Source organism: [Brevibacterium] flavum (assembly GCF_019317305.1).
Lineage (GTDB): Bacteria > Actinomycetota > Actinomycetes > Mycobacteriales > Mycobacteriaceae > Corynebacterium > Corynebacterium glutamicum.
This window is the reverse complement of sequence record NZ_CP079240.1, coordinates 1,249,371-1,272,837: the sequence shown is the minus strand read 5'-3', so window position 1 is coordinate 1,272,837 and position 23,467 is coordinate 1,249,371. Positions and strand designations below refer to the sequence as shown.

20 protein-coding genes are annotated in these 23,467 nt (G+C 55.0%); 11 read left to right on the top strand and 9 right to left on the bottom strand.

The window, feature by feature from the left end; all coding sequences use genetic code 11:
- Positions 1 to 16 precede the first annotated feature (16 nt).
- The gene (locus tag KW808_RS06240) at positions 17 to 514 is read left to right on the top strand and encodes a hypothetical protein (RefSeq protein WP_003863810.1); all 498 of its coding nucleotides are present in this window, start codon (positions 17 to 19) and stop codon (positions 512 to 514) included.
- Positions 515 to 570: 56 nt separating this feature from the next.
- On the opposite strand, the gene KW808_RS06235 is transcribed toward KW808_RS06240, so the two are convergent.
- The 3 genes from KW808_RS06235 to KW808_RS06225 form a co-directional block, all read right to left on the bottom strand.
- A complete protein-coding gene (locus KW808_RS06235) occupies positions 571 to 1,386 on the bottom strand; it encodes a hypothetical protein (RefSeq protein WP_003863809.1) in 816 nt (271 codons plus the stop codon).
- Between the two features lie 94 nt (positions 1,387 to 1,480).
- Complete coding sequence (locus tag KW808_RS06230) at positions 1,481 to 2,134, bottom strand: (2Fe-2S)-binding protein (RefSeq protein WP_003863808.1); 654 nt, start codon at positions 2,132 to 2,134, stop codon at positions 1,481 to 1,483.
- Positions 2,135 to 3,775: a carboxylesterase/lipase family protein gene (locus tag KW808_RS06225; protein WP_003863807.1), complete on the bottom strand. Its 1,641-nt coding sequence runs from the start codon at positions 3,773 to 3,775 to the stop codon at positions 2,135 to 2,137.
- Between the two features lie 290 nt (positions 3,776 to 4,065).
- Here KW808_RS06225 and KW808_RS06220 point away from each other — a divergent pair, with 290 nt between their 5' ends.
- The 5 genes from KW808_RS06220 to KW808_RS06200 all read left to right on the top strand — a co-directional run bounded on the left by KW808_RS06220 (position 4,066) and on the right by KW808_RS06200 (position 13,880).
- The gene (locus KW808_RS06220; protein ID WP_003854975.1) at positions 4,066 to 4,872 is read left to right on the top strand and encodes a shikimate 5-dehydrogenase; all 807 of its coding nucleotides are present in this window, start codon (positions 4,066 to 4,068) and stop codon (positions 4,870 to 4,872) included.
- Between the two features lie 36 nt (positions 4,873 to 4,908).
- Positions 4,909 to 5,628 carry a hypothetical protein gene (locus KW808_RS06215; protein WP_003854977.1) on the top strand — a complete coding sequence of 240 codons (720 nt, stop codon included), beginning with the start codon at positions 4,909 to 4,911 and terminating at the stop codon, positions 5,626 to 5,628.
- A 69-nt stretch (positions 5,629 to 5,697) separates the two neighbouring features.
- Positions 5,698 to 9,441: an ABC transporter ATP-binding protein gene (locus tag KW808_RS06210; RefSeq protein ID WP_499652862.1), complete on the top strand. Its 3,744-nt coding sequence runs from the start codon at positions 5,698 to 5,700 to the stop codon at positions 9,439 to 9,441.
- Between the two features lie 141 nt (positions 9,442 to 9,582).
- Entirely contained in the window at positions 9,583 to 13,248 is a 3,666-nt protein-coding gene (locus tag KW808_RS06205) for a multifunctional oxoglutarate decarboxylase/oxoglutarate dehydrogenase thiamine pyrophosphate-binding subunit/dihydrolipoyllysine-residue succinyltransferase subunit (protein WP_003863805.1), read from the top strand.
- Between the two features lie 98 nt (positions 13,249 to 13,346).
- The gene (locus KW808_RS06200) at positions 13,347 to 13,880 is read left to right on the top strand and encodes a CueP family metal-binding protein (RefSeq protein WP_003863804.1); all 534 of its coding nucleotides are present in this window, start codon (positions 13,347 to 13,349) and stop codon (positions 13,878 to 13,880) included.
- On the opposite strand, the gene KW808_RS06195 is transcribed toward KW808_RS06200, so the two are convergent.
- Together KW808_RS06195 and KW808_RS06190 are read right to left on the bottom strand one after the other, a co-directional pair.
- Positions 13,872 to 14,540 (bottom strand): type 2 periplasmic-binding domain-containing protein, encoded by a 669-nt coding sequence (locus KW808_RS06195; protein WP_003863803.1) that lies wholly within the window; start codon positions 14,538 to 14,540, stop codon positions 13,872 to 13,874. The genes KW808_RS06200 and KW808_RS06195 overlap by 9 nt on opposite strands.
- Before the next feature lie 15 nt (positions 14,541 to 14,555).
- Entirely contained in the window at positions 14,556 to 15,053 is a 498-nt protein-coding gene (locus tag KW808_RS06190) for a YflT domain-containing protein (RefSeq protein ID WP_003854990.1), read from the bottom strand.
- An 82-nt stretch (positions 15,054 to 15,135) separates the two neighbouring features.
- Here KW808_RS06190 and KW808_RS06185 point away from each other — a divergent pair, with 82 nt between their 5' ends.
- Genes KW808_RS06185 through KW808_RS06175 form a run of 3 tightly spaced genes read left to right on the top strand, consistent with a single transcriptional unit; the run spans position 15,136 to position 18,162 of the window.
- Positions 15,136 to 16,428: a magnesium transporter MgtE N-terminal domain-containing protein gene (locus KW808_RS06185; protein ID WP_003863802.1), complete on the top strand. Its 1,293-nt coding sequence runs from the start codon at positions 15,136 to 15,138 to the stop codon at positions 16,426 to 16,428.
- A complete protein-coding gene (locus KW808_RS06180; RefSeq protein WP_003854995.1) occupies positions 16,421 to 17,002 on the top strand; it encodes a DUF1003 domain-containing protein in 582 nt (193 codons plus the stop codon). The genes KW808_RS06185 and KW808_RS06180 overlap by 8 nt, the downstream gene beginning before the upstream one ends.
- A gap of 35 nt (positions 17,003 to 17,037) precedes the next feature.
- Positions 17,038 to 18,162: an Mrp/NBP35 family ATP-binding protein gene (locus tag KW808_RS06175; protein ID WP_003854996.1), complete on the top strand. Its 1,125-nt coding sequence runs from the start codon at positions 17,038 to 17,040 to the stop codon at positions 18,160 to 18,162.
- A gap of 3 nt (positions 18,163 to 18,165) precedes the next feature.
- Here the strand turns inward: KW808_RS06175 and tatB are convergent, their stop codons facing one another.
- From tatB to sigE, 3 genes are all read right to left on the bottom strand, one after another.
- On the bottom strand, positions 18,166 to 18,636 hold the full coding sequence (tatB, locus tag KW808_RS06170; RefSeq protein WP_003854998.1) for a Sec-independent protein translocase subunit TatB: 471 nt from the start codon (positions 18,634 to 18,636) through the stop codon (positions 18,166 to 18,168).
- Positions 18,637 to 18,687: 51 nt separating this feature from the next.
- A complete protein-coding gene (locus KW808_RS06165; protein ID WP_003863801.1) occupies positions 18,688 to 19,182 on the bottom strand; it encodes a hypothetical protein in 495 nt (164 codons plus the stop codon).
- 188 nt (positions 19,183 to 19,370) lie between these two features.
- Complete coding sequence (gene sigE, locus KW808_RS06160; RefSeq protein ID WP_003855001.1) at positions 19,371 to 20,012, bottom strand: RNA polymerase sigma factor SigE; 642 nt, start codon at positions 20,010 to 20,012, stop codon at positions 19,371 to 19,373.
- Positions 20,013 to 20,145: 133 nt separating this feature from the next.
- On the opposite strand from sigE, the gene KW808_RS06155 reads away from it, so the two are divergent.
- Positions 20,146 to 20,787 carry an O-methyltransferase gene (locus tag KW808_RS06155; protein WP_003863800.1) on the top strand — a complete coding sequence of 214 codons (642 nt, stop codon included), beginning with the start codon at positions 20,146 to 20,148 and terminating at the stop codon, positions 20,785 to 20,787.
- A gap of 51 nt (positions 20,788 to 20,838) precedes the next feature.
- Here the strand turns inward: KW808_RS06155 and glgC are convergent, their stop codons facing one another.
- Positions 20,839 to 22,068, bottom strand: a complete 1,230-nt coding sequence (gene glgC, locus KW808_RS06150; RefSeq protein WP_003863799.1) for a glucose-1-phosphate adenylyltransferase — start codon at positions 22,066 to 22,068, stop codon at positions 20,839 to 20,841.
- Positions 22,069 to 22,210: 142 nt separating this feature from the next.
- On the opposite strand from glgC, the gene glgA reads away from it, so the two are divergent.
- Positions 22,211 to 23,383, top strand: coding sequence for a glycogen synthase (gene glgA / locus KW808_RS06145; protein ID WP_003863798.1), 1,173 nt, complete (start codon positions 22,211 to 22,213; stop codon positions 23,381 to 23,383).
- The last annotated feature ends 84 nt before the right edge of the window (positions 23,384 to 23,467 follow it).

The following is a 23,467-nucleotide window of genomic DNA, read 5'->3' as shown; positions in this document are numbered from 1 at the left end:
CTCTACACTTCCCACTATGATCAAACACCGAAACCGCCTAATGTCTTCCATCTACTCCGCAACTCGCTACGCCGCCCACTTCAAAAGCGTCTTCCCCACCGCCCTGGATGACATTCAATCCATGATGCGCCACCCTCGATCACTGGCCAGAGCCATACCCACGTGGCGCCCGCCGAGCCTCCCACTACCGTCACTTCCCGGCGAAGATCCCCTCACCCTCACCTTGTCACGTCACCGCGCAGGCCCCGCCGCCCGCCAAATCATCCGCGAGTTCGGTGAGCAACGTGAACCCGCCTATCTCATCACCATCCGCATCACCAGCCCAGAGGGCTTCAAAGTATCCACCCGCCTCGCCGAAGGCTGGATCCGCGCAATTCTCAGCACCGCGCACAGCGGCACTGTCCACCAGCTCACCGATGAGCCGGCACCGACGTTTTGCTGGCTTGTCGACGCCCACTTTGATCCGGTGCGTTCCCCTTCCTTCCTTTTCGAATATTCCAAAAGTGCAGCCTAGAAAATGACGAAACCCTGGATTCCAAGAATCCAGGGCACCGCGACAAAGGCTAAAATCTAGTCTTCGTCATCATCCTCATCGTCCTCGTCATCATCGAGGTCGTCGTCATCCTCATCGTCGTCTTCTTCAGAGTCATCGACGAAAAGGTCATAAACATCCGGCTCATCAAATTCCTCGTCCTCAAAAGGAACGAGCTGTGCTTCCCAATCCTCAGCCTGGTCATCGGCGAGGGAAAGGATATCGAAAAGTCGATCAAAATCAGTGAAGGTGCCCAAATCAAGAACCTCGTCAGTGACAAATTCCAACTCGGAGGTCAAATCAGCGAACATGCGCTGGCGATCTTCATCCGATAGAACTGCGTCGCCGTCGGATTCCCACAATTCTTCAATGGCCTGATCAATCAGATCTTCAAAGGACTCACCGATCGCGATGAAATTGACCGTTGCGGTTGGGACGCCGTCTTCAACCTCGACCAAAACCTGAAGCTCAGAATTCTGGCCGACTTCCGCACGAACCAAATTTGCATTCACTGCATCCTGGAAAAACTCCAAATCCTGGATGCGTTCATCAGTTCCTTCAAGTAGATCACGCAGCACAGTCACCACCTGATCAGTAGCAACATGCTTTGCGACAGCAGCGACAGCATCCTCAACAGAGAACACCACCGAAACGAGAACTGCCTCGAACTCATCATCGTCTTCATCAACATTGGCTGCAGCGATATAAACGTTTGCTGCAGGTAGGAGGGAATCGATCTCCACGAACTGGATTTCCAAGTCAGAGGTGATCGGAACGAACATTGTGTCGCCGTTTACGCGGGACTCGATACCGTCACTATCAAGTCCAGCCGCGATGTCCTCAAAAAAGCTCATGTTCTGATGACCTTCCATCTGGTTTGTGCTGGGGACGTCCCCCAAAGACACTGCCGACAAGCCTAGCGTCCACAACGAATCCGCGCCTAGCCTTTCACCTCTTCTGTGGGCACGACGTGCAAAAATCAGCTCGTGGTGAGTGGAAAATCATGCAGCATCCAGCTCGGATGAAATAATCGTCGTCGTTAAACCGCGGCGATGGAACTGAGTTCACACTATTCATTCCTTCAATGAGGGCTTCCGCCACCTCGCGGGCATGTTCTTCTTCAAAGGCCTCGACACCTGCGCCGCTAGCTGCGATTCCCAACGCATCTGAGGCAACCGCCCACAGGGGTGCCGGTCGCAGATCCGTGGCAGCGCATAATGCATCAATCACCACGCGGATACTCTCGCCGAATTGGGTGCCCGACAGGTGGAGGGAGGCGTCGACAAGCATCTCCTCCGGCCTGAAGCCGAACCAGTAACCGTCGATGTTATGCAGCTGACCTCGACGTATGTCGAGGCTGGGGATGACATCGAATTCCACCATGGCGGTGACGGCGGGGCCGACAATTGCGGTGCACAGGGAGTGAAACCAGAGTTGTGCTGCGTGTTTTGGCTGCTCGATGCCGAAAATTTCTTGGCCTTTAGCAACCGCTTCTAAGATCACTTCCCGGGTTGCTAATTCCTCGAGCGTGATGGGTTGGCCGGCTGTGAGGGTGTCGGCGAAGCGCGGGTACTGCACTAACAGACGTTTCCAGATGCTCATTTATCTACTTCCAAAAAACTGCATAAGACTAAGCCACTTCAATTGCTGCTCTTCTTCTGTCTCTTCCGGCTCGATGAAATCAAGTTCGTTGGCTAGATCTGGGCGGCCTGTGCCCCATTCGAGCATGTCGTAATTTTCCCACGCCGTGCGTTTGTCCTGGCGTGGATCCCACGCGATTCGGGAGTTGATATCGATGACAAATGTAGCACGGCCCGGTTCGGTATCGCTGCGGCCGCGGTAAGCCTTCCACCCTTCACCGGGCCTGCCGAAGTAGATGAATTGCTTCCAATGCTCTTGGACAAGTTCGGTGACTTTATCCAAATGATCCATGCCGCCGGCAATTTTCGCGAGGTTCATGGAGCGAGAAGATTCATGATCGCCAAAGACAGCGTTGAGTTCGAAAGAGTGAATCGCGCCGAGGCCAAGTTTCCGCATGGATTGTGGGGCGTAATCGAAGCGGTACATCCAGGTGTCTTCATCTTGGGAGGCGTGCGACTGCGCCAATCTAACCGACGGTGCCCAGAACAGCGCGTCAGCGAGTAGTTCAGAAAAGTCTGTGCGTGCCTCGCCTCCGCCATAGGCGCTAACCACGCGTTCTGCATTGTGGGGATCATACACAGACAGCATGCGTAAGGCAGAGCGACGTCGGGCAGAGCTTCTTAAATAAAAGGCTTTGGAGAAAGAAGTTTCTCCGTTATTAGTACCGATCATGAAGGGAATGCGGTGTTGTCTTCCCTGTTCAAACATGGTGAGCGGGTGCTCGGGTAGCAAGGAACCATCCACCGTGGGCCCGTAACAAGAGTTGAGTTGGAGCAGTTCGCCGGAGCGCCACATCATCGACTGCCCGGCACGCACTAGATCATCGGCGGATTCTTGGCGCAGTTCATCCAAGGTCGTTTCCCTGGGCAATGCCATGCGGTAGATCAGTTCACGTGCCCAGAATTTTGCTTGGGTAGATGAGTGCACAGAGATGACCGGCGCGGATTGGGCGATGGCGCGGTGGAATAGTCCTCCTGCAGCGGGCACACACATGAGTGCAACCACTGCTGCAGCGCCCGCGGATTCGCCCATGAGGGTGACGTTGTCAGGATCCCCACCGAATGCTTCGATATTACGGCTGACCCACTGCAGGGCCAGGAGCTGATCGTGGAGCGCGGGGTTGGCTACGCAATCCTCCCCCACGGAACGCAGATCTAGATAGCCCAAAGCGCCGAGGCGGAAATTAACGGACACGTAGACCACGTTCATGTTTGTGACGAGGTTATATCCGCGCAGCGCTTTTTCGCTTGATGAGCCCATGATGAAGGAACCGCCGTGGAGATACACCACAACAGGAAGCTTTTCTTCGGAATCAGGCCGCACGACATCGAGGTTAAGGCAGTCTTCTGAACCGCGAATCTTATCTGTCCAGGAGTACGTTGGCTGAGAGGCTACTTCACCGAACATTGAGCAATCGCGCACGCCGTCCCATTTCTTGGCGGGCCGGGGTGCCCGGAAGCGATATTTTCCGCCAGTGTTTCGGCCGTAGGGAATTCCCCTCCAGGTTTTAAGCCCTGGTCCTTTGACGCCTTTAACAAACCCTGTTGAGGTGGGAACCACCATCTCATCCGCCAACACCGAACCCGCTGCACTGTTAGCCATATGCGGTGAGTAACGAGGTGTCCACGTCGAACTATTCATGCCTCCCAGGCTAGGCACGAAGCAGGTGACCGGCAACGCTTTGATGAATATGCAGTTATGCGCGCAAGGATCGTCGCCAATCTGTCGGCTCGGCAAATCCACAGCTATCCGGACATCTACAGGATTTTCAAAAACCAACCGCACACAAATGGGCAGGAATTTCCCGAAAACTTCCACCAATAATCAAGCCATATCCCACACAATCAGGCATTTGCTCTTCCTTTGCTCCGCATGAGTATAAAATCACTGTCATGGTCAACTACGTCGACAGGGAAACAACCCTGTGCATCTCTCTCGCTGCTCGTCCATCCAACCATGGTGTTCGTTTCCACAACTGGCTTTACGCTGAACTTGGATTGAACTACCTGTACAAGGCTGTTGCCCCAGCAGATATCACCGCTGCAGTCGCAGGTATCCGTGGTCTGAACATTCGCGGCGCAGGTGTCTCCATGCCATACAAGAGCGATGTCATCCCACTCATCGATGAGTTGGATCCTTCCGCAGAGCGCATCCGTTCTGTTAACACCATCGTCAACAATGACGGACACCTTGTCGGATACAACACCGACTACACTGCTGTGTACCACCTCCTTGAAGAACACCGCGTGGACCCCAATGCACGAGTAGCTATCAAGGGATCCGGCGGCATGGCCAATGCTGTTGTTGCAGCTCTTGCTGATTATGGTCTGAGTGGCACCGTCGTTGCCCGCAACCACACCACCGGTTCTGCGCTAGCTTCCCGTTACGGTTGGGAATACTCCGCAACTGTTCCGGAAGACGCAAAAATTTTGGTTAATGTCACCCCAATGGGAATGAATGGACCTGACCAAGACGTTGTATCTTTTGGTGAGGATGAAGTAGACCGAGCCGACGTAATCTTTGACTGCGTAGCATTCCCCGTCGAGACCCCACTGATTAAGTTGGCCAAGGAAAAGGGTAAGCAAACCATCGACGGCGGAGAAGTTGCCGCTCTTCAGGCAGCAGAGCAGTTCCACCTCTATACCGGAGTTCTTCCAACCAACGAGCAGATCATTGCTGCGGAGGAGTTCTCCAAGTAAATTTCTCTCCCCTATCCTATTTTTAGGAGGCACCACATGGCTGAACACAACGCCATCATCACGGATGCAGTACATTCCGACCCCGCTGTTTTAGAAGACAACGCCGGGTTCAGCGGAAAGTACCTAATCCGTGCCCTGGACAAGGCAGCTCATATGCAAACAGGTGCCATCGAGGGATACATTTCTTGGCTTCGGAAGCACAATCCGGAGAAAACACCGGCGCAGCTGCAGGTACTCGTCGACAAGCATTTTATGCGCCTTGCTACCGGCTCTGGCGCTGGTGTGGGCATGGCTGCGGCCGTGCCAGGCATTGGCTTTGTCACGGGTGCTCTTGCCGTTGGTGCTGAATCTTTGGTGTTTTTGGATGCTGCTGCGTTTTACACCATGGCATCCGCGCACCTGCGTGGCATCGACATCCGCCATCCTGAACGCCGACGTGGTTTGATTTTGGTGGTTCTACTGGGCACCGCAGGCAAAGCCATTGTTGACGCAGGCGTCGGTGATTTATCCAAGAAAAACCACGCGCCGGGCATTGCGATTTCCCGGTTTAATATCGGTGGCTTGATGGAAGTCAACGGCCGACTGATGCGCTACGCAGTGAAGGAAGTAAGCAAGCGTTTCCGTTCGGCATGGATTGGCAAAATTCTGCCGTTTGGTATCGGTGCGGTGCTGGGCACGATGGCCAACCGCAAAATTGCCAAGAGGACTGTCGGAAACGCATACGACTCTCTTGGTCCTCTCCCCACCCATTTTTAAGTACTCAAGACCCTTCCAACAGAAAGGATTACTCCCCCAACAGGCTCAAAAATACTGAAAGGCTCACGCATGAAAACTGAGCAATCTCAAAAAGCACAATTAGCCCCTAAGAAAGCACCTGAAAAGCCACAACGCATCCGCCAACTTATTTCCGTGGCGTGGCAGCGACCTTGGCTCACCTCATTCACCGTAATCAGCGCTTTAGCTGCAACGTTGTTTGAACTTACACTTCCCCTTTTGACCGGCGGCGCTATCGATATTGCGCTGGGAAATGCCGGAGATACTTTAACCACTGACCTGCTGGACCGTTTCACTCCGAGTGGAGTAAGCGTGTTGACCAGCGTCATTGCCCTCATCGTGCTTCTCGCGTTGCTTCGCTATGCCAGTCAATTTGGACGGCGATACACCGCAGGCAAGCTCAGCATGGGGGTACAGCATGATGTCCGGCTTAAAACGATGCGCTCATTGCAGAACCTCGATGGGCCAGGTCAGGACTCTATTCGCACAGGCCAAGTAGTCAGTCGGTCCATTTCGGATATCAACATGGTGCAAAGCCTTGTGGCGATGTTGCCGATGTTGATCGGAAATGTGGTCAAGCTTGTGCTCACTTTGGTGATCATGCTGGCTATTTCCCCGCCGCTGACCATCATCGCTGCCGTATTGGTTCCGCTGCTGTTGTGGGCTGTGGCCTATTCCCGAAAGGCGCTTTTTGCGTCCACGTGGTCGGCCCAGCAAAAGGCTGCGGATCTGACCACTCATGTGGAAGAAACTGTCACGGGTATCCGCGTGGTCAAGGCATTTGCGCAGGAAGACCGCGAGACCGATAAATTGGATCTCACCGCACGTGAGTTATTTGCCCAGCGCATGCGCACTGCACGTCTGACGGCAAAGTTCATCCCCATGGTTGAGCAGCTTCCGCAGCTTGCTTTGGTGGTCAACATTGTTGGCGGTGGCTATTTGGCCATGACTGGTCACATCACGGTGGGCACGTTTGTGGCGTTTTCTTCCTATCTCACTAGCTTGTCGGCGGTGGCTAGGTCACTGTCGGGCATGCTCATGCGCGTGCAATTGGCGCTGTCTTCTGTGGAGCGCATCTTTGAAGTCATTGATCTTCAACCTGAACACACCGATCCTGCACACCCCCTGTCACTTCCCGACACTCCCCTGGGTCTGTCGTTCAACAACGTAGATTTCCGTGGGATTCTCAACGGTTTTGAGCTGAGTGTTCAGGCCGGTGAAACCGTTGTGTTGGTGGGCCCTCCAGGTTCAGGCAAGACCATGGCTGTGCAGCTTGCGGGAAACTTTTATCAACCAGATGGTGGCCACATCGCCTTTGATAGCAACGGCCATCGCACTCGCTTTGACGACCTCACCCACAGCGATATCCGCAAGAATCTCATCGCGGTTTTTGATGAGCCGTTCTTGTACTCCTCCTCCATCCGCGAGAACATCTCGATGGGTTTGGATGTCAGTGATGAGCAGATCGAACACGCAGCCAGGCTTGCCCAGGCTCATGATTTTATCGATCGGCTTCCAAACAGATACGAGGAAGTCATTGGCGAACGCGGCCTGACGCTTTCTGGTGGTCAACGCCAACGCATCGCCCTCGCACGGGCTTTCCTGGCGCATCCCAAAGTGTTGGTGCTTGATGATGCCACCTCTGCGATTGATGCCTCCACTGAGGACCGCATTTTCCAGGCCTTGCGCGAAGAACTGCACGATGTCACCATTTTGATCATCGCGCACCGCCACTCCACTTTGGAGCTCGGCGATCGGGTTGGTCTGGTCGAAGATGGACGGGTAACAGCACTGGGACCGTTGAGTGAGATGCGTGATCACGCTCGTTTCTCGCATCTGATGGCTCTTGATTTCCAGGATTCTCACGATCCGGAATTCACCCTCGACAACGGTTCACTACCCAGCCAAGAGCAATTGTGGCCGGAGGTCTCCACAGAAAAGCAGTACAAGATTCTTGCACCTGCCCCTGGTCGAGGCCGTGGCATGTCCATGCCGGCAACCCCTGAGCTGCTCGCGCAGATTGAGGCGCTGCCAGCAGCAACGGAAGAAACACGAGTTGATGCCGAGAGGCTGCGGACCAGTACCTCCGGTTTCAAATTGCTCAGTTTGTTCAAGCAGGTCCGTTGGCTCATCGCCGCAGTCGTCGCGTTGTTGCTGGTAGGCGTTGCGGCCGATCTAGCATTTCCGACACTGATGCGGGCAGCCATCGACAACGGTGTGCAAGCACAAAGCGCCTCCACGTTGTGGTGGATCGCCATCGCAGGCAGCGTAGTAGTCCTCCTATCCTGGGCAGCCGCCGCGATCAACACGATCATCACGGCACGCACCGGTGAACGACTGCTTTACGGCTTGCGTCTGCGCTCATTTGTGCATCTATTGCGCCTGTCCATGAGCTATTTCGAACGCACCATGTCCGGCCGCATCATGACGCGCATGACCACTGACATCGACAACCTCTCGTCCTTCCTCCAAACAGGTCTGGCGCAAACAGTTGTCTCTGTGGGCACGCTCATCGGTGTGGTCACCATGCTCGCCATCACCGACGCACAACTAGCACTCGTTGCGCTGTCCGTGGTGCCGATCATCATCGTGCTCACTCTCATTTTCCGACGCATCAGCTCCAGGCTGTACACCGCCTCACGCGAGCAAGCTAGCCAGGTCAACGCGGTGTTCCACGAGTCCATCGCCGGTTTACGCACCGCGCAGATGCACCGCATGGAAGATCAAGTCTTTGACAATTATGCGGGCGAAGCAGAGGAATTCCGACGCCTGCGTGTGAAATCCCAGACGGCCATCGCCATCTACTTCCCCGGCCTTGGCGCGCTCTCTGAAATTGCCCAGGCACTCGTGCTCGGTTTCGGTGCACTGCAGGTAACGCGTGGCGATATCTCCACTGGCGTACTCGTGGCATTCGTGCTGTACATGGGCCTGATGTTCGGCCCCATCCAACAACTAAGCCAAATCTTCGACTCCTACCAACAAGCCGCCGTCGGCTTCCGTCGCATCACCGAACTGCTCGCAACGCAGCCCAGCGTCCCAGATCTGGGCACCAACAGGCACGCTAGGCAGGCTGCCACGCAGCCTTTATTGCTTGACGACGTCACCTTCGGCTATTCAGACGATCCGATCCTAGAAAACGTCACCGTGCAGATCGAGCCAGGAACCACTGTCGCTGTGGTGGGACCAACCGGCGCTGGAAAATCCACCGTGGTGAAACTCCTTTCCCGTCTCTACGACCCCAATGAAGGTGCCGTGAAAGCTGGCGAGATCGATATCAAGGACTTCCCCACCGCTGATTGGCGCCGCACAATCGGTACCGTGCCACAAGAAGCACACTTGTTTAGTGGAAGCATCGCCGACAACATTGGCTACGGATGCAGGGAGGCGTCGACAAGCAAAATCGAAGCGGCAGCACGCCGCGTCGGAGCCTTAAACGCCATCGCCGCCATCCCTGATGGTTTCAACCATCAAGTCGGTGAACGCGGGCGCAACCTGTCATCCGGACAGCGCCAACTGATCGCGCTGGCGCGCGCCGAACTCATCGAGCCTTCCATCATGCTTCTCGACGAAGCCACCTCCACCCTCGACCCCGCCACCGAAGCCGTTATCCTCAACGCCTCCGATCGAGTCACTAAGGGACGCACCAGCATCATCGTCGCGCACCGCTTGGCAACCGCTAAAAGGGCCGACCGTATTCTTGTTGTTGAACAAGGACGTATCATTGAGGACGGATCTCACGACGCGTTGTTGTCTGCTAACGGCACCTACGCCCGCATGTGGCATTTAATGGCCTGACACGTTATTTTTAGGAGAACTGTCAACAAATTAATGCTACAACTGGGGCTTAGGCATAATCAGCCAACGACCAACGTTACAGTGGATAAAACAAAGCTCAATAAACCCTCAAGAAGCAAGGAAAAGAGGCGAGTACCTGCCGTGAGCAGCGCTAGTACTTTCGGCCAGAATGCGTGGCTGGTAGACGAGATGTTCCAGCAGTTCCAGAAGGACCCCAAGTCCGTGGACAAGGAATGGAGAGAACTCTTTGAGGCGCAGGGGGGACCAAATACTACCCCCGCTACAACAGAAGCACAGCCTTCAGCGCCCAAGGAGTCTGCGAAACCAGCACCAAAGGCTGCCCCTGCAGCCAAGGCAGCACCGCGCGTAGAAACCAAGCCGGCCGCCAAGGCCGCCCCAAAGGCCAAGGAGTCCTCAGTGCCACAGCAACCTAAGCTTCCGGAGCCAGGACAAACCCCAATCAGGGGTATTTTCAAGTCCATCGCGAAGAACATGGATATCTCCCTGGAAATCCCAACCGCAACCTCGGTTCGCGATATGCCAGCTCGCCTCATGTTCGAAAACCGCGCGATGGTCAACGATCAGCTCAAGCGCACCCGCGGTGGCAAGATCTCCTTCACCCACATCATTGGCTACGCCATGGTGAAGGCAGTCATGGCTCACCCGGACATGAACAACTCCTACGACGTCATCGACGGCAAGCCAACCCTGATCGTGCCTGAGCACATCAACCTGGGCCTTGCTATCGACCTTCCTCAGAAGGACGGCTCCCGCGCACTTGTCGTAGCAGCCATCAAGGAAACCGAGAAGATGAACTTCTCCGAGTTCCTCGCAGCATACGAAGACATCGTGACACGCTCCCGCAAGGGCAAGCTCACCATGGATGACTACCAGGGCGTTACCGTTTCCTTGACCAACCCAGGTGGCATCGGTACCCGCCACTCTGTCCCACGTCTGACCAAGGGCCAGGGCACCATCATCGGTGTCGGTTCCATGGATTACCCAGCAGAGTTCCAGGGCGCTTCCGAAGACCGCCTTGCAGAGCTCGGCGTTGGCAAGCTAGTAACCATCACCTCCACCTACGATCACCGCGTGATCCAGGGTGCTGTGTCCGGTGAATTCCTGCGCACCATGTCTCGCCTGCTCACCGATGATTCCTTCTGGGATGAGATCTTCGACGCAATGAACGTTCCTTACACCCCAATGCGTTGGGCACAGGACGTTCCAAACACCGGTGTTGATAAGAACACCCGCGTCATGCAGCTCATTGAGGCATACCGCTCCCGTGGACACCTCATCGCTGACACCAACCCACTTTCATGGGTTCAGCCTGGCATGCCAGTTCCAGACCACCGCGACCTCGACATCGAGACCCACGGCCTGACCATCTGGGATCTGGACCGTACCTTCAGCGTCGGTGGCTTCGGCGGCAAGGAGACCATGACCCTGCGCGAGGTACTGTCCCGCCTCCGCGCTGCGTACACCCTCAAGGTCGGCTCCGAATACACCCACATCCTGGACCGCGACGAGCGCACCTGGCTGCAGGACCGCCTCGAAGCAGGTATGCCAAAGCCAACCCAGGCAGAGCAGAAGTACATCCTGCAGAAGCTGAACGCCGCGGAGGCTTTCGAGAACTTCCTGCAGACCAAGTACGTCGGCCAGAAGCGCTTCTCCCTCGAAGGTGCAGAAGCACTTATCCCACTGATGGACTCCGCCATCGACACCGCCGCAGGCCAGGGCCTCGACGAAGTTGTCATCGGTATGCCACACCGTGGACGCCTCAACGTGCTGTTCAACATCGTGGGCAAGCCACTGGCATCCATCTTCAACGAGTTTGAAGGCCAAATGGAGCAGGGCCAGATCGGTGGCTCCGGTGACGTGAAGTACCACCTCGGTTCCGAAGGCCAGCACCTGCAGATGTTCGGCGACGGCGAGATCAAGGTCTCCCTGACTGCTAACCCGTCCCACCTGGAAGCTGTTAACCCAGTGATGGAAGGTATCGTCCGCGCAAAGCAGGACTACCTGGACAAGGGCGTAGACGGCAAGACTGTTGTGCCACTGCTGCTCCACGGTGACGCTGCATTCGCAGGCCTGGGCATCGTGCCAGAAACCATCAACCTGGCTAAGCTGCGTGGCTACGACGTCGGCGGCACCATCCACATCGTGGTGAACAACCAGATCGGCTTCACCACCACCCCAGACTCCAGCCGCTCCATGCACTACGCAACCGACTACGCCAAGGCATTCGGCTGCCCAGTCTTCCACGTCAATGGTGATGACCCAGAGGCAGTTGTCTGGGTTGGCCAGCTGGCCACCGAGTACCGTCGTCGCTTCGGCAAGGACGTCTTCATCGACCTCGTTTGCTACCGCCTCCGCGGCCACAACGAAGCTGATGATCCTTCCATGACCCAGCCAAAGATGTATGAGCTCATCACCGGCCGCGAGACCGTTCGTGCTCAGTACACCGAAGACCTGCTCGGACGTGGAGACCTCTCCAACGAAGATGCAGAAGCAGTCGTCCGCGACTTCCACGACCAGATGGAATCTGTGTTCAACGAAGTCAAGGAAGGCGGCAAGAAGCAGGCTGAGGCACAGACCGGCATCACCGGCTCCCAGAAGCTTCCACACGGCCTTGAGACCAACATCTCCCGTGAAGAGCTCCTGGAACTGGGACAGGCTTTCGCCAACACCCCAGAAGGCTTCAACTACCACCCACGTGTGGCTCCCGTTGCTAAGAAGCGCGTCTCCTCTGTCACCGAAGGTGGCATCGACTGGGCATGGGGCGAGCTCCTCGCCTTCGGTTCCCTAGCTAACTCCGGCCGCTTGGTTCGCCTTGCAGGTGAGGATTCCCGCCGCGGTACCTTCACCCAGCGCCACGCAGTTGCCATCGACCCAGCGACCGCTGAAGAGTTCAACCCACTCCACGAGCTTGCACAGTCCAAGGGCAACAACGGTAAGTTCCTGGTCTACAACTCCGCACTGACCGAGTACGCAGGCATGGGCTTCGAGTACGGCTACTCCGTAGGAAACGAAGACTCCGTCGTTGCATGGGAAGCACAGTTCGGCGACTTCGCCAACGGCGCTCAGACCATCATCGATGAGTACGTCTCCTCAGGCGAAGCTAAGTGGGGCCAGACCTCCAAGCTGATCCTTCTGCTGCCTCACGGCTACGAAGGCCAGGGCCCAGACCACTCTTCCGCACGTATCGAGCGCTTCCTGCAGCTGTGCGCTGAGGGTTCCATGACTGTTGCTCAGCCATCCACCCCAGCAAACCACTTCCACCTGCTGCGTCGTCACGCTCTGTCCGACCTGAAGCGTCCACTGGTTATCTTCACCCCGAAGTCCATGCTGCGTAACAAGGCTGCTGCCTCCGCACCAGAAGACTTCACTGAGGTCACCAAGTTCCAATCCGTGATCGACGATCCAAACGTTGCAGATGCAGCCAAGGTGAAGAAGGTCATGCTGGTCTCCGGCAAGCTGTACTACGAATTGGCAAAGCGCAAGGAGAAGGACGGACGCGACGACATCGCGATCGTTCGTATCGAAATGCTCCACCCAATTCCGTTCAACCGCATCTCCGAGGCTCTTGCCGGCTACCCTAACGCTGAGGAAGTCCTCTTCGTTCAGGATGAGCCAGCAAACCAGGGCCCATGGCCGTTCTACCAGGAGCACCTCCCAGAGCTGATCCCGAACATGCCAAAGATGCGCCGCGTTTCCCGCCGCGCTCAGTCCTCCACCGCAACTGGTGTTGCTAAGGTGCACCAGCTGGAGGAGAAGCAGCTTATCGACGAGGCTTTCGAGGCTTAAGTCTTTATAGTCCTGCACTAGCCTAGAGGGCCTTATGCAGTGTGAATCACACAGCATAAGGCCCTTTTTTGCTGCCGTGGTTGCCTAAGGTGGAAGGCATGAAACGAATCTGTGCGGTCACGATCTCTTCAGTACTTTTGCTAAGTGGCTGCTCCTCCACTTCCACCACGCAGCTCGAGGGATTCGATGGACGCTCAGCGCAGGAGATCATCACAGAACTTGATCAAACCCCAGTCGCAGACAGAGCAACTAACCTCATGGCCTCCATTCGGGCAGATGAGTTAATTCTGTCGGATCAAAGCGGACAGCTCAGCATTGACATGCCTGCAGATGAGTTCTATATCTCCGCAGCCCCGTACACCACCACAACCCACGAGTGCTTCTATCACAGCCTCACCACATGTACTGGTGAACTCGCCAACACCCCAGTGAAAGTAACGGTGGTGGCAGATAATGGAGAAACCATCCTCGAAGAGGACACCATCACCTACGATAATGGATTTGTTGGGATGTGGCTCCCCCGCAACATTGATGCCACACTCACCATCGAACATGACGGCCTGAAATCCACCCAGCCGATCTCTACGGGTGATGACGCCCCCACGTGCATCACCACGGCTGAACTAGCGTGAAAATCCTTTAGACAATAAGAAATCCAGCGCAGTTTCAGAGGTTGTGCCTGTTGTTTGGGCGTCCTTGACCAATCCCTCCAGATCGCTTGTGCCCAAAGATCCGCTCACAAAGTTCAGGGTGTCCCGATTGCCCCTATCCAGATTGGGCTTTCTATAAATTGGCACGATGTTTTGAGGCAGCGACGTATCGTCCTTACAACCAATAGCATTGGAAGGATCGGTGGCCACGATGGAATACGGCAGCGATCCTTGGAGAGCATCGTAGACTTTTTCGCGCCATTCACCAGAGTTTTTATCAAAGGCTGTCTGATTAGCGTATTCGACGGCAAGCTCGGAGGCTAAATCTGGGTTGTAATATTCCAGTAATTGTCCTGAGCAGGCAATCACCAAATCAGTGCTGTCATCTCGCAGCATAGATAGTTGCTCATCCAAGTCGCCGTCAATCAGCTGAACTGATGCAGATCTGCCACGTTCCACTAATGCGGTCTCATACAGCTTCCCCAGCACAAAAGACTCAATATCCCCATTGGGAGAGACAATCTGCACAGTATCAACGTATCCCAACGGAACAGGTGGTGAAGGTTCTTGGGAAAGCGTTGAGCATCCCGCTACCGAGGCACCAAGCGCAAGGACTAAAATCCGCTTCCCCACATTTTTCATAGGCGTTAGTTTAACTTATTGGCGGAGATCTCGAGCTTTCAGGGCAATCATGTCTCGAGCTTCCCGAGCACGTTCTGGGGAACAAATCACATCATAGCGCCCCGCCACAATTTGAGTTGAAGAGGTAAAGTCCCGCTTGCCTTTGGAAGCAGCATAAGGAACTGCTGCACCGACAATGCCAAACACCAAACCCATACCTATTCCCGCTGCGATGGAAGAGAACCAGAATCCAGACATCAAGGCCATGACAATGCCAAAGAACAGACCCAACCATGCGCCAGATGCCATTCCTCCGGCAATCACACGACCCCACGTGAGACGACCTGTAACGCGTTCCACTTCAATCAGGTCCACACCAACAATGGTCAATTCGGTGACGGGGAATGCATTATCACTGAGCAAATCCACTGCTGCTTGGGCTTCTGGGTATGTTTCAAAGCTTCCCACTGGCCATCCTTCTGGGCGCTTCTTTTCCAGCGACACAGATGCGGCATCGGGCCGTGGTTGAGTCATCTTTATCATCTTCCTTTTCACTTTTTCAGTTCACATTTACAACGTACACGCTGGTGAAATGGTTCCCGTAGACTAGGCGTTCATGAGTGGAATTTCCCGACTTTACGTGGGCCGCCTCGCTGGGATGGTGGTCCGAGGCCCCGATACGGATGCTATTGGTCGCGTCCGCGATGTCGTGGTGAATATTCGCCCTTATGGGCATGATTCCCGCGCATTGGGATTAGTGGTTGAGCTAGTTAATAATAAACGCCGTATTTTTGTCCCCATGTTGCGTATCGCTGCCATTGAACCGAAAGACATTACTTTGGTTACCGGTTCTGTATCACTTCGAACCTTTCGCGTGCGCACCGGTGAATTGCAGGTCATGGGCGATATTGTGGGTGCAAAAGTACATACCGATGATCCAGAGCTGCAACAATTCCACGGTCGCGCGGTAGAAATCGCCGATGTGGAGCTGGAGTTATCGCGCACTCGCGATTGGATCATCACGCGCGTGGCGGTGCTGGGTGAGCGCCCTAAATTTGGCCGGCGCCCAATGCTGCACACAGTGCCGTGGAGTCATATCCACGGCATCACCGCAGGTGGTGTCGGCGAGTCCAATCACACCGCCGAACTCATCGCAGGGTTTGAGGATATGAGGCCTGCGGACGTCGCAAAGCAGCTTTATCAGCTGCCTACGGCTCAGCGTACCGAAGTGACGGAAGAGCTTGACGACGAAAAGCTGGCGGATATCCTGCAGGAATTGTCCGAGGACCGCCAAGCCGAGTTGATTGAAGAATTAGACATCGAACGTGCCGCGGACATTCTGGAGGAAATGGATCCAGATGATGCTGCAGACTTGTTGGGTGAGCTGCCTGATGACAAAGCTGATGTGTTGTTGGATCTGATGGACCCTGAGGAATCTGCGCCGGTGCGTCGTTTGATGGATTTCTCCCCGGACACCGTTGGTGCGCTGATGACTCCTGAGCCATTAATTATGGATCCTTCCACCACAGTCGCTGAAGCGTTGGCGATGGCCAGAAACCCCGACCTTCCTACTTCTTTGGCATCGTTGATCTTTGTGGTGCGCCCACCCACGGCCACGCCTACTGGAAAATACCTCGGCTGCGTGCATCTGCAGAAACTGCTTCGGGAGCCTCCATCAAGTTTGATTGGTGGCATCCTCGACCCCGATCTGCCACCGCTCTACGCTGATGATTCTCAAGAAACCGCAGCCCGATTCTTTGCCACCTACAACTTGGTGTGCGGCCCCGTCTTGGATGAAAACCGCCATCTGCTTGGTGCCGTAGCTGTCGATGACTTGCTCGACCACATGCTGCCAGAAGACTGGCGCGACGCCGGAATCCGACCAGGAAAGGAGCACACCCATGGCTGATTTCAACCGCTCCGAATTAGACAGCCCACTTTTTGGATCCCGCAAACGATTTAAATTCGACGATGACACCATTGGTGCCTACGCCGAAAAAGTAGCCCGGTTCTTTGGCACGGGACAGTACCTGTTTTGGCAAACCATTTTCGTGGTGGTGTGGATTTTCCTCAACATCGGTGGCTGGGCCTGGAGTTGGGACCCCTACCCTTTCATCCTGCTCAACCTGGCATTCTCCACGCAGGCTGCTTATGCTGCTCCGCTGATCCTGTTGGCGCAAAACCGTCAAGAAGACCGCGATAAGCACACCATTTTGGCGGATCGTCGGCGTGCTGAAGAGACAAAAGCCGATACTGAATTCCTCGCACGGGAACTCGCAGGCGTTCGCTTAGCCTTGGGAGATACTGTCACACGTGACTATTTGCGCCATGAGTTAGAAGATCTCCGCGGACTTCTTGACCGCATTGAAGCCAAGCTCGACGACGAGGCAGCGTCCCGTATTGCAGACCGCCACGAACAGCACGGATCAGGACCTCAAGATTTGTCTGACCCCACTCAGGGTGATGTTGCAGACGAATTTTAGGGAGTATCAAAACTTGGGACTACTATCGATACGTGATGACTCAAGTAACCGAATCCGCTGTCCGCAGCGCGCTATCCCGCGTAGAGGATCCAGAGATCGGTAAGCCCATCACAGAGCTCGGCATGGTCAAATCAGTGTCCATCGACGGCTCTGATGTCCAGGTGGAGGTCTACCTGACGATCGCGGCTTGCCCGATGAAAACCACTATTGTCACCAACACTGAAGCAGCTCTCAAAGACATCGACGGGGTTGGCCAAGTTCAGGTCACCACCGATGTCATGAGTGATGAACAGCGCCGTGCGCTCCGCGTCTCCCTGCGCGGTGAAACTTCTGAGCCAGTGATTCCATTCGCTCAGCCTGGTTCCACTACCCGCGTTTACGCTGTTGCTTCCGGCAAAGGTGGCGTAGGAAAATCCTCCATGACGGTGAACTTGGCTGCAGCCCTAGCCAAGCGCGGACTGTCTGTGGGAATTTTGGATGCCGATATTTACGGACACTCAGTGCCCGGAATGCTTGGCTCAGACCAACGCCCACACCAGGTCGATGACATGATCATGCCTCCCCAGGCACACGGCGTGAAGATGATATCCATTGCTCACTTCACCGAAGGAAATGCTCCTGTGGTGTGGCGTGGACCAATGCTGCACCGTGCCATCCAGCAATTCCTCACTGACGTGTTCTGGGGCGACCTGGATATTTTGCTGCTGGATCTTCCTCCAGGAACTGGTGACATCGCCATCACTGTTGCCCAATTGATCCCGAATGCTGAGTTGCTCATTGTGACCACTCCTCAGGCTGCCGCAGCTGAGGTTGCCGAGCGAGCAGGAACGATCTCTGTGCAGACCAACCAGAAGGTTGCTGGCGTGATTGAAAACATGTCTGCCATGGTGCTTCCTGATGGCACCACCATGGATGTTTTCGGCACCGGCGGCGGTCAAAAGATTGCTGATCGTCTTACCGCTGTGACAGGTGAAGAGGTCAAGGTCATCGGATCTGTTCCATTGGATCCGAACCTGCGTATCGGTGGCGATGTGGGAAATCCTATTGCGATTTCTGAACCACACTCCCCAACCGCTGCAGCGATCAATGAGATCGCTGAACACCTAGCTCACCGCAAGGTATCGCTGGTGGGTAAAACGCTTGGGCTTGGCGTTAAATAAAAGCTAAATAATATCGGTCCAAGAGACGCCGCCTGAGTAATTCGGGCCGTCTTTTGGATCGTTTTGCGTTGGGCGTGCGGTGGAACCATCAGCTGGACGTTCCACCACATTCGCATTGTTGTCAGCTGCCTGCTTGTTGCGCTGAGCTTCGCCTTCTGTTCCTTCGGCCATGATCTTCTTTGGATCAAAGTCATCCAGGAACGAGGAATCATTATCAAACAACGCCTTAGTGATGGCCGTCTTGGGGCTCATCCGGCTGTACTGTGCAACCTGGGTTAGTGGCTTTCGGATTTCATCAAATTCCGAACCAAAATCACTGTCCAACGACTGCTTTGCATTGTCGATAGCGGTACGTGCAGCGAGCAGCGCAGCGCGTGCGTCCTGGATCAAACGAGGCAACCGTTCCGGGCCGATGACAACAAGGCCCACAACGACTAAGAGGAAGATCTCTCCCCAACCCACGCTAGAAAACATCAGACCGGTCTTTCAGAGAATGTCACAGAAAATGTAAATAAGGATTAAAAATTAGCGGCCTTGGTTCTTACGAACTGCGCGCACTACGGACTCAACTTTAGCCACAAAAGACTCTGGGCGCTGCATTGCTAAATTCTCTGCGCCAGGGCCAGGCATGCACTCAGTGGCGAGGCTGGCAAGCCGTGCTTTGAGGTCCATTGGGGCGGACACTTCTTCGTTTTTGCACTCTGAGCGGAGATAATCAACGGTTTCCCGCTGACGGTTAATCTCTTCCCTACATTCAGCGCAGTGCACAATGTGCAGCCTGGCGCGATGCATGGCGCCACGGGACAGTTCATTGTCTACAAACATGGCTGCGGCGTCTGCTGAAAGGTGATCAACAGAGGAAAACTCTTTAGCCTTGTTTTTAACTTGTGCTGTTTTTGTTCGAACATCCAAAACATCCCGCGTTACTGAATCAAAACTTGGCCTGCTGCGCTTTGCTTTAGATCCTGCACGATCTCGACTTTTAGCTTGGAGATTCGCGGTGGTGTCGGAATTGAACATATCTTCCGATGACCTCCTGTGTCTCGACTTTCAAGGATGTGGGTAACTTCTTATCCAAGATACCTACTACTCAAAACGGATGTCGCCTGCGATAAGTTCCCTGTCCGCACCACGAACCCCAAAATATTGCGCTGAACTGCAAAAATGACACGACATTTGCGTTTGTCGTGTCAGAAAACACACCAGCTTTAGTGGGTTGGAACCAACAAAGAAACTTCCTCGCTGGTCATTGCTGCAGCTTCCAAACTTGCACGAAGCTGGCTGCGTCCACGGTGAATACGGGAACGCACGGTACCCATCTTCACTCCGAGGGTCTCTGCGATTTCGTCATAGCTCATACCAACAACGTCACACAGGATCACGGCCACGCGGAAGTCTGGGCTCAACTCATCGAGGGCTGCCTGCAGAGCTGGGTCAAGGTTAGCTTCGGTGTATGCCTGCTCTGGGGTGATGTCATTGCCCGGCACGCGCTCATAATCTTCAGGCAGCGCCTCCATGCGGATCTTGCCGCGGTGGCGAACCATATCAAGGAACAAGTTGGTGGTGATGCGGTGCAGCCAGCCCTCAAAGGTACCTGGCTGGTAGCTCTTCAACGAGCGGAAGACACGCATGAATGTTTCTTGGGTCAGGTCTTCAGCATCGTGCTGGTTGCCGGAAAGACGGTACGCGAGGCGGTAAACGCTATCTGCATGTTCTGCGACTAGTTCGCCCCATGTTGGCATGTCTGCCTGTCCAGCATCGAATGCTGCAGTGCCCGTGAGTTCTTCAGCATGTTCTGCTTGAACGGTTTCGATTACGACGGGTGCGTCATCTCGGGACTTCTTTTTCATATAAGTCATTTTGCCCCACTGAACTTGGGAAATCTAGATTACATCCTGTGCATCTTCTGGCAATTGTGAATTCATTTGCACTTAATGCGTGTAGGTACTTCACATCTCGCCTGCTCGCTCTAGACTATAACGCGTGAGTAACGCCTTCGAGTATCTTCGCACTTATGTCGAGTCCACTACTGAAACCGACGCTGCTGTAGCGCGCGCTCGTGAAGACGCCGCCGAGTTCGGTCTCCCCGCCCCGGATGAAATGACTGGCCAGCTGCTAACCACTTTGGCTGCCACCACCAATGGCAACGGCTCCACTGGTGCCATCGCGATTACCCCGGCTGCCGGGTTGGTGGGTCTGTATATCCTGAACGGACTGGCCGATAACACCACACTGACCTGCATTGATCCTGAATCAGAGCATCAGCGTCAGGCCAAAGCACTCTTCCGCGAGGCCGGCTATTCCCCCAGCCGCGTACGCTTCTTGCTCTCGCGTCCGCTCGACGTGATGAGCCGCCTTGCCAACGACAGCTATCAGCTTGTCTTCGGCCAAGTCTCCCCCATGGATTTAAAGGCGCTTGTCGACGCCGCCTGGCCGCTTCTTCGACGAGGCGGTGCGCTGGTGCTCGCCGATGCGCTCCTTGACGGCACCATTGCGGATCAAACCCGCAAGGATCGTGACACCCAAGCAGCACGTGACGCCGATGAATATATTCGTTCCATTGAAGGCGCACACGTTGCTCGCCTGCCCCTTGGTGCAGGCTTAACCGTGGTGACTAAAGCCTAGAGGGGGACGTCGAGAAGCGAAAAAAGGGACCTTTTAAGGTCCCTTTCCCGTTTAGACTACCTGGTTCTTACCGACAACCACGACGCCGCCGGCGCTCACCTTGAAGCGCTGCGCATCGCGCACTTGGTCGACACCGATGAGCTCTCCGTCGCGGACAACCACGTTCTTGTCCAGAATCGCATGGCGGACAACAGCACCCTTACCGATGCGCACGCCCGGCATCAGCACTGCACCTTCCACCGTTGCGCCCTCTTCGACAACAACGTTGTTGGACAGAACGGAGTTGCGAACAGTCCCAGCAGAAATGATGGAACCTGAAGACACCATCGACGACTGCGCGATACCGCCCCGAACGAACTTAGCCGGAGGCAAGTTACCTTCAGAGGTCGTGTGGATTGGCCACTCAGAGTTATACAGATTGAAGATTGGGTGCACGGAAATCAGGTCCATGTGGCACTCGTAGAACGCATCAATGGTACCGACGTCGCGCCAGTAGCCCTTGTCACGCTCAGTTGCGCCAGGAACAATGTTTCCGGAGAAATCATAAACATGCGCATCATTGCGGGAGACGAAGTACGGAATGATGTCTCCGCCCATGTCATGATCACTGTTCTCGTTATTTTCATCATCTTTCAGCGCCTGGATCAGGGCTTCAGTGGTGAAAATGTAGTTACCCATCGACGCGTAAGTCATGTCAGGATCATCAGGGGTTCCCGGAGGGTCAGCTGGCTTTTCCAAGAACTCGGCTATGTTGCCGTCGTCATCGGACTGGATGCAACCAAACGCAGTTGCTTCCTCACGTGGAACGCGAATACCTGCCACAGAAACCGCGCGACCAGATGCAATGTGCTCATCTAGCATCTGGCTTGGGTCCATGCGATACACGTGGTCCGCGCCGAAAACGATGACATAATCCGGTTTCTCATCAGAGATCAAGTTCAGAGACTGCAAAATTGCATCCGCGGAACCAGTGAACCATCGCTTGCCCAGGCGCTGCTGCGCAGGAACAGAAGCAATGTACTGCCCCGTTGGACCAGACACGTTCCACGACAATGAAATATGCCTATCCAATGAATGCGACTTGTACTGAGTCAGTACCGCGATCTTGAGGAATCCGGAGTTCACCAGGTTCGACAAAACAAAGTCGATCAATCTGTAAGTTCCGCCGAATGGGACCGCAGGCTTAGCTCGGTCCTCCGTCAACGGAAAAAGTCGTTTGCCCTCGCCACCTGCGAGAACGATTGCTAAAACATTTGGTCTACCCTTCACACCCTTAACCATAAAGGCAAAATAACTATCCCGCATGAAAGCTGGGTAACAAATTGTCTAAACATCGTTTCGGGGTCCGAATGATAGCCCCTTTTAGTGCCCCCATTTCGGTATCGCTGCGCAACTGTTTTTAGATGGCTAATCTTTAGAAATTATGAGAGTCGGAATGATGACAAGAGAGTATCCACCAGAGGTTTACGGCGGCGCTGGCGTGCACGTCACCGAATTGACCCGATTCATGCGTGAGATCGCTGAAGTTGATGTTCACTGCATGGGTGCACCTCGCGATATGGAGGGAGTTTTCGTCCACGGCGTCGATCCTGCCTTGGAAAGCGCGAACCCTGCGATTAAGACACTGTCCACCGGTTTACGCATGGCAGAAGCTGCAAACAACGTGGATGTCGTGCACTCACACACTTGGTATGCAGGTCTTGGCGGCCACCTTGCAGCTCGTCTCCACGGCATTCCTCACGTGGCTACCGCGCACTCTTTGGAGCCGGATCGCCCATGGAAGCGTGAGCAGCTTGGCGGTGGATACGACGTGTCCTCCTGGTCTGAAAAAAATGCCATGGAATACGCTGACGCGGTCATCGCTGTGTCGGCTCGCATGAAAGATTCCATCCTCGCTGCGTACCCTCGCATCGAGCCGGACAACGTGCGTGTTGTCCTCAACGGCATCGACACTGAGCTGTGGCAGCCTCGCCCCACCTTCGATGACGCGGAAGATTCCGTACTCCGCTCCCTAGGCGTGGACCCACAGCGGCCCATCGTCGCATTTGTCGGCCGCATCACCCGCCAAAAAGGCGTCGAGCACCTCATCAAGGCAGCAGCGCTTTTCGACGAGTCCGTGCAGCTTGTGCTCTGTGCCGGCGCGCCAGACACCCCCGAAATCGCAGCTCGCACCACCGCCCTGGTAGAAGAACTCCAGGCAAAGCGCGAAGGCATTTTCTGGGTTCAGGACATGCTGGGCAAGGACAAAATCCAAGAGATTCTCACCGCTGCTGACACCTTCGTGTGCCCATCCATTTACGAGCCACTGGGCATCGTGAACTTGGAAGCAATGGCCTGCAACACCGCAGTTGTCGCATCCGACGTTGGAGGCATCCCTGAGGTTGTTGTCGACGGCACCACCGGCACCCTCGTTCACTACGACGAAAACGATGTCGAAACCTTCGAGCGCGATATCGCCGAAGCGGTGAATAAAATGGTCGCTGATCGAGAGACCGCAGCCAAATTTGGTCTCGCAGGGCGCGAACGTGCTATCAATGATTTCTCCTGGGCAACAATTGCTCAGCAGACCATTGATGTGTACAAATCCTTGATGTAAAACCGAAAGCCAGGGAACCTCTCCCCGGCTTTTCTCATCGGGGTTAACCTGCCTTCACCTGGGATTATCCACCCATGTGTGATG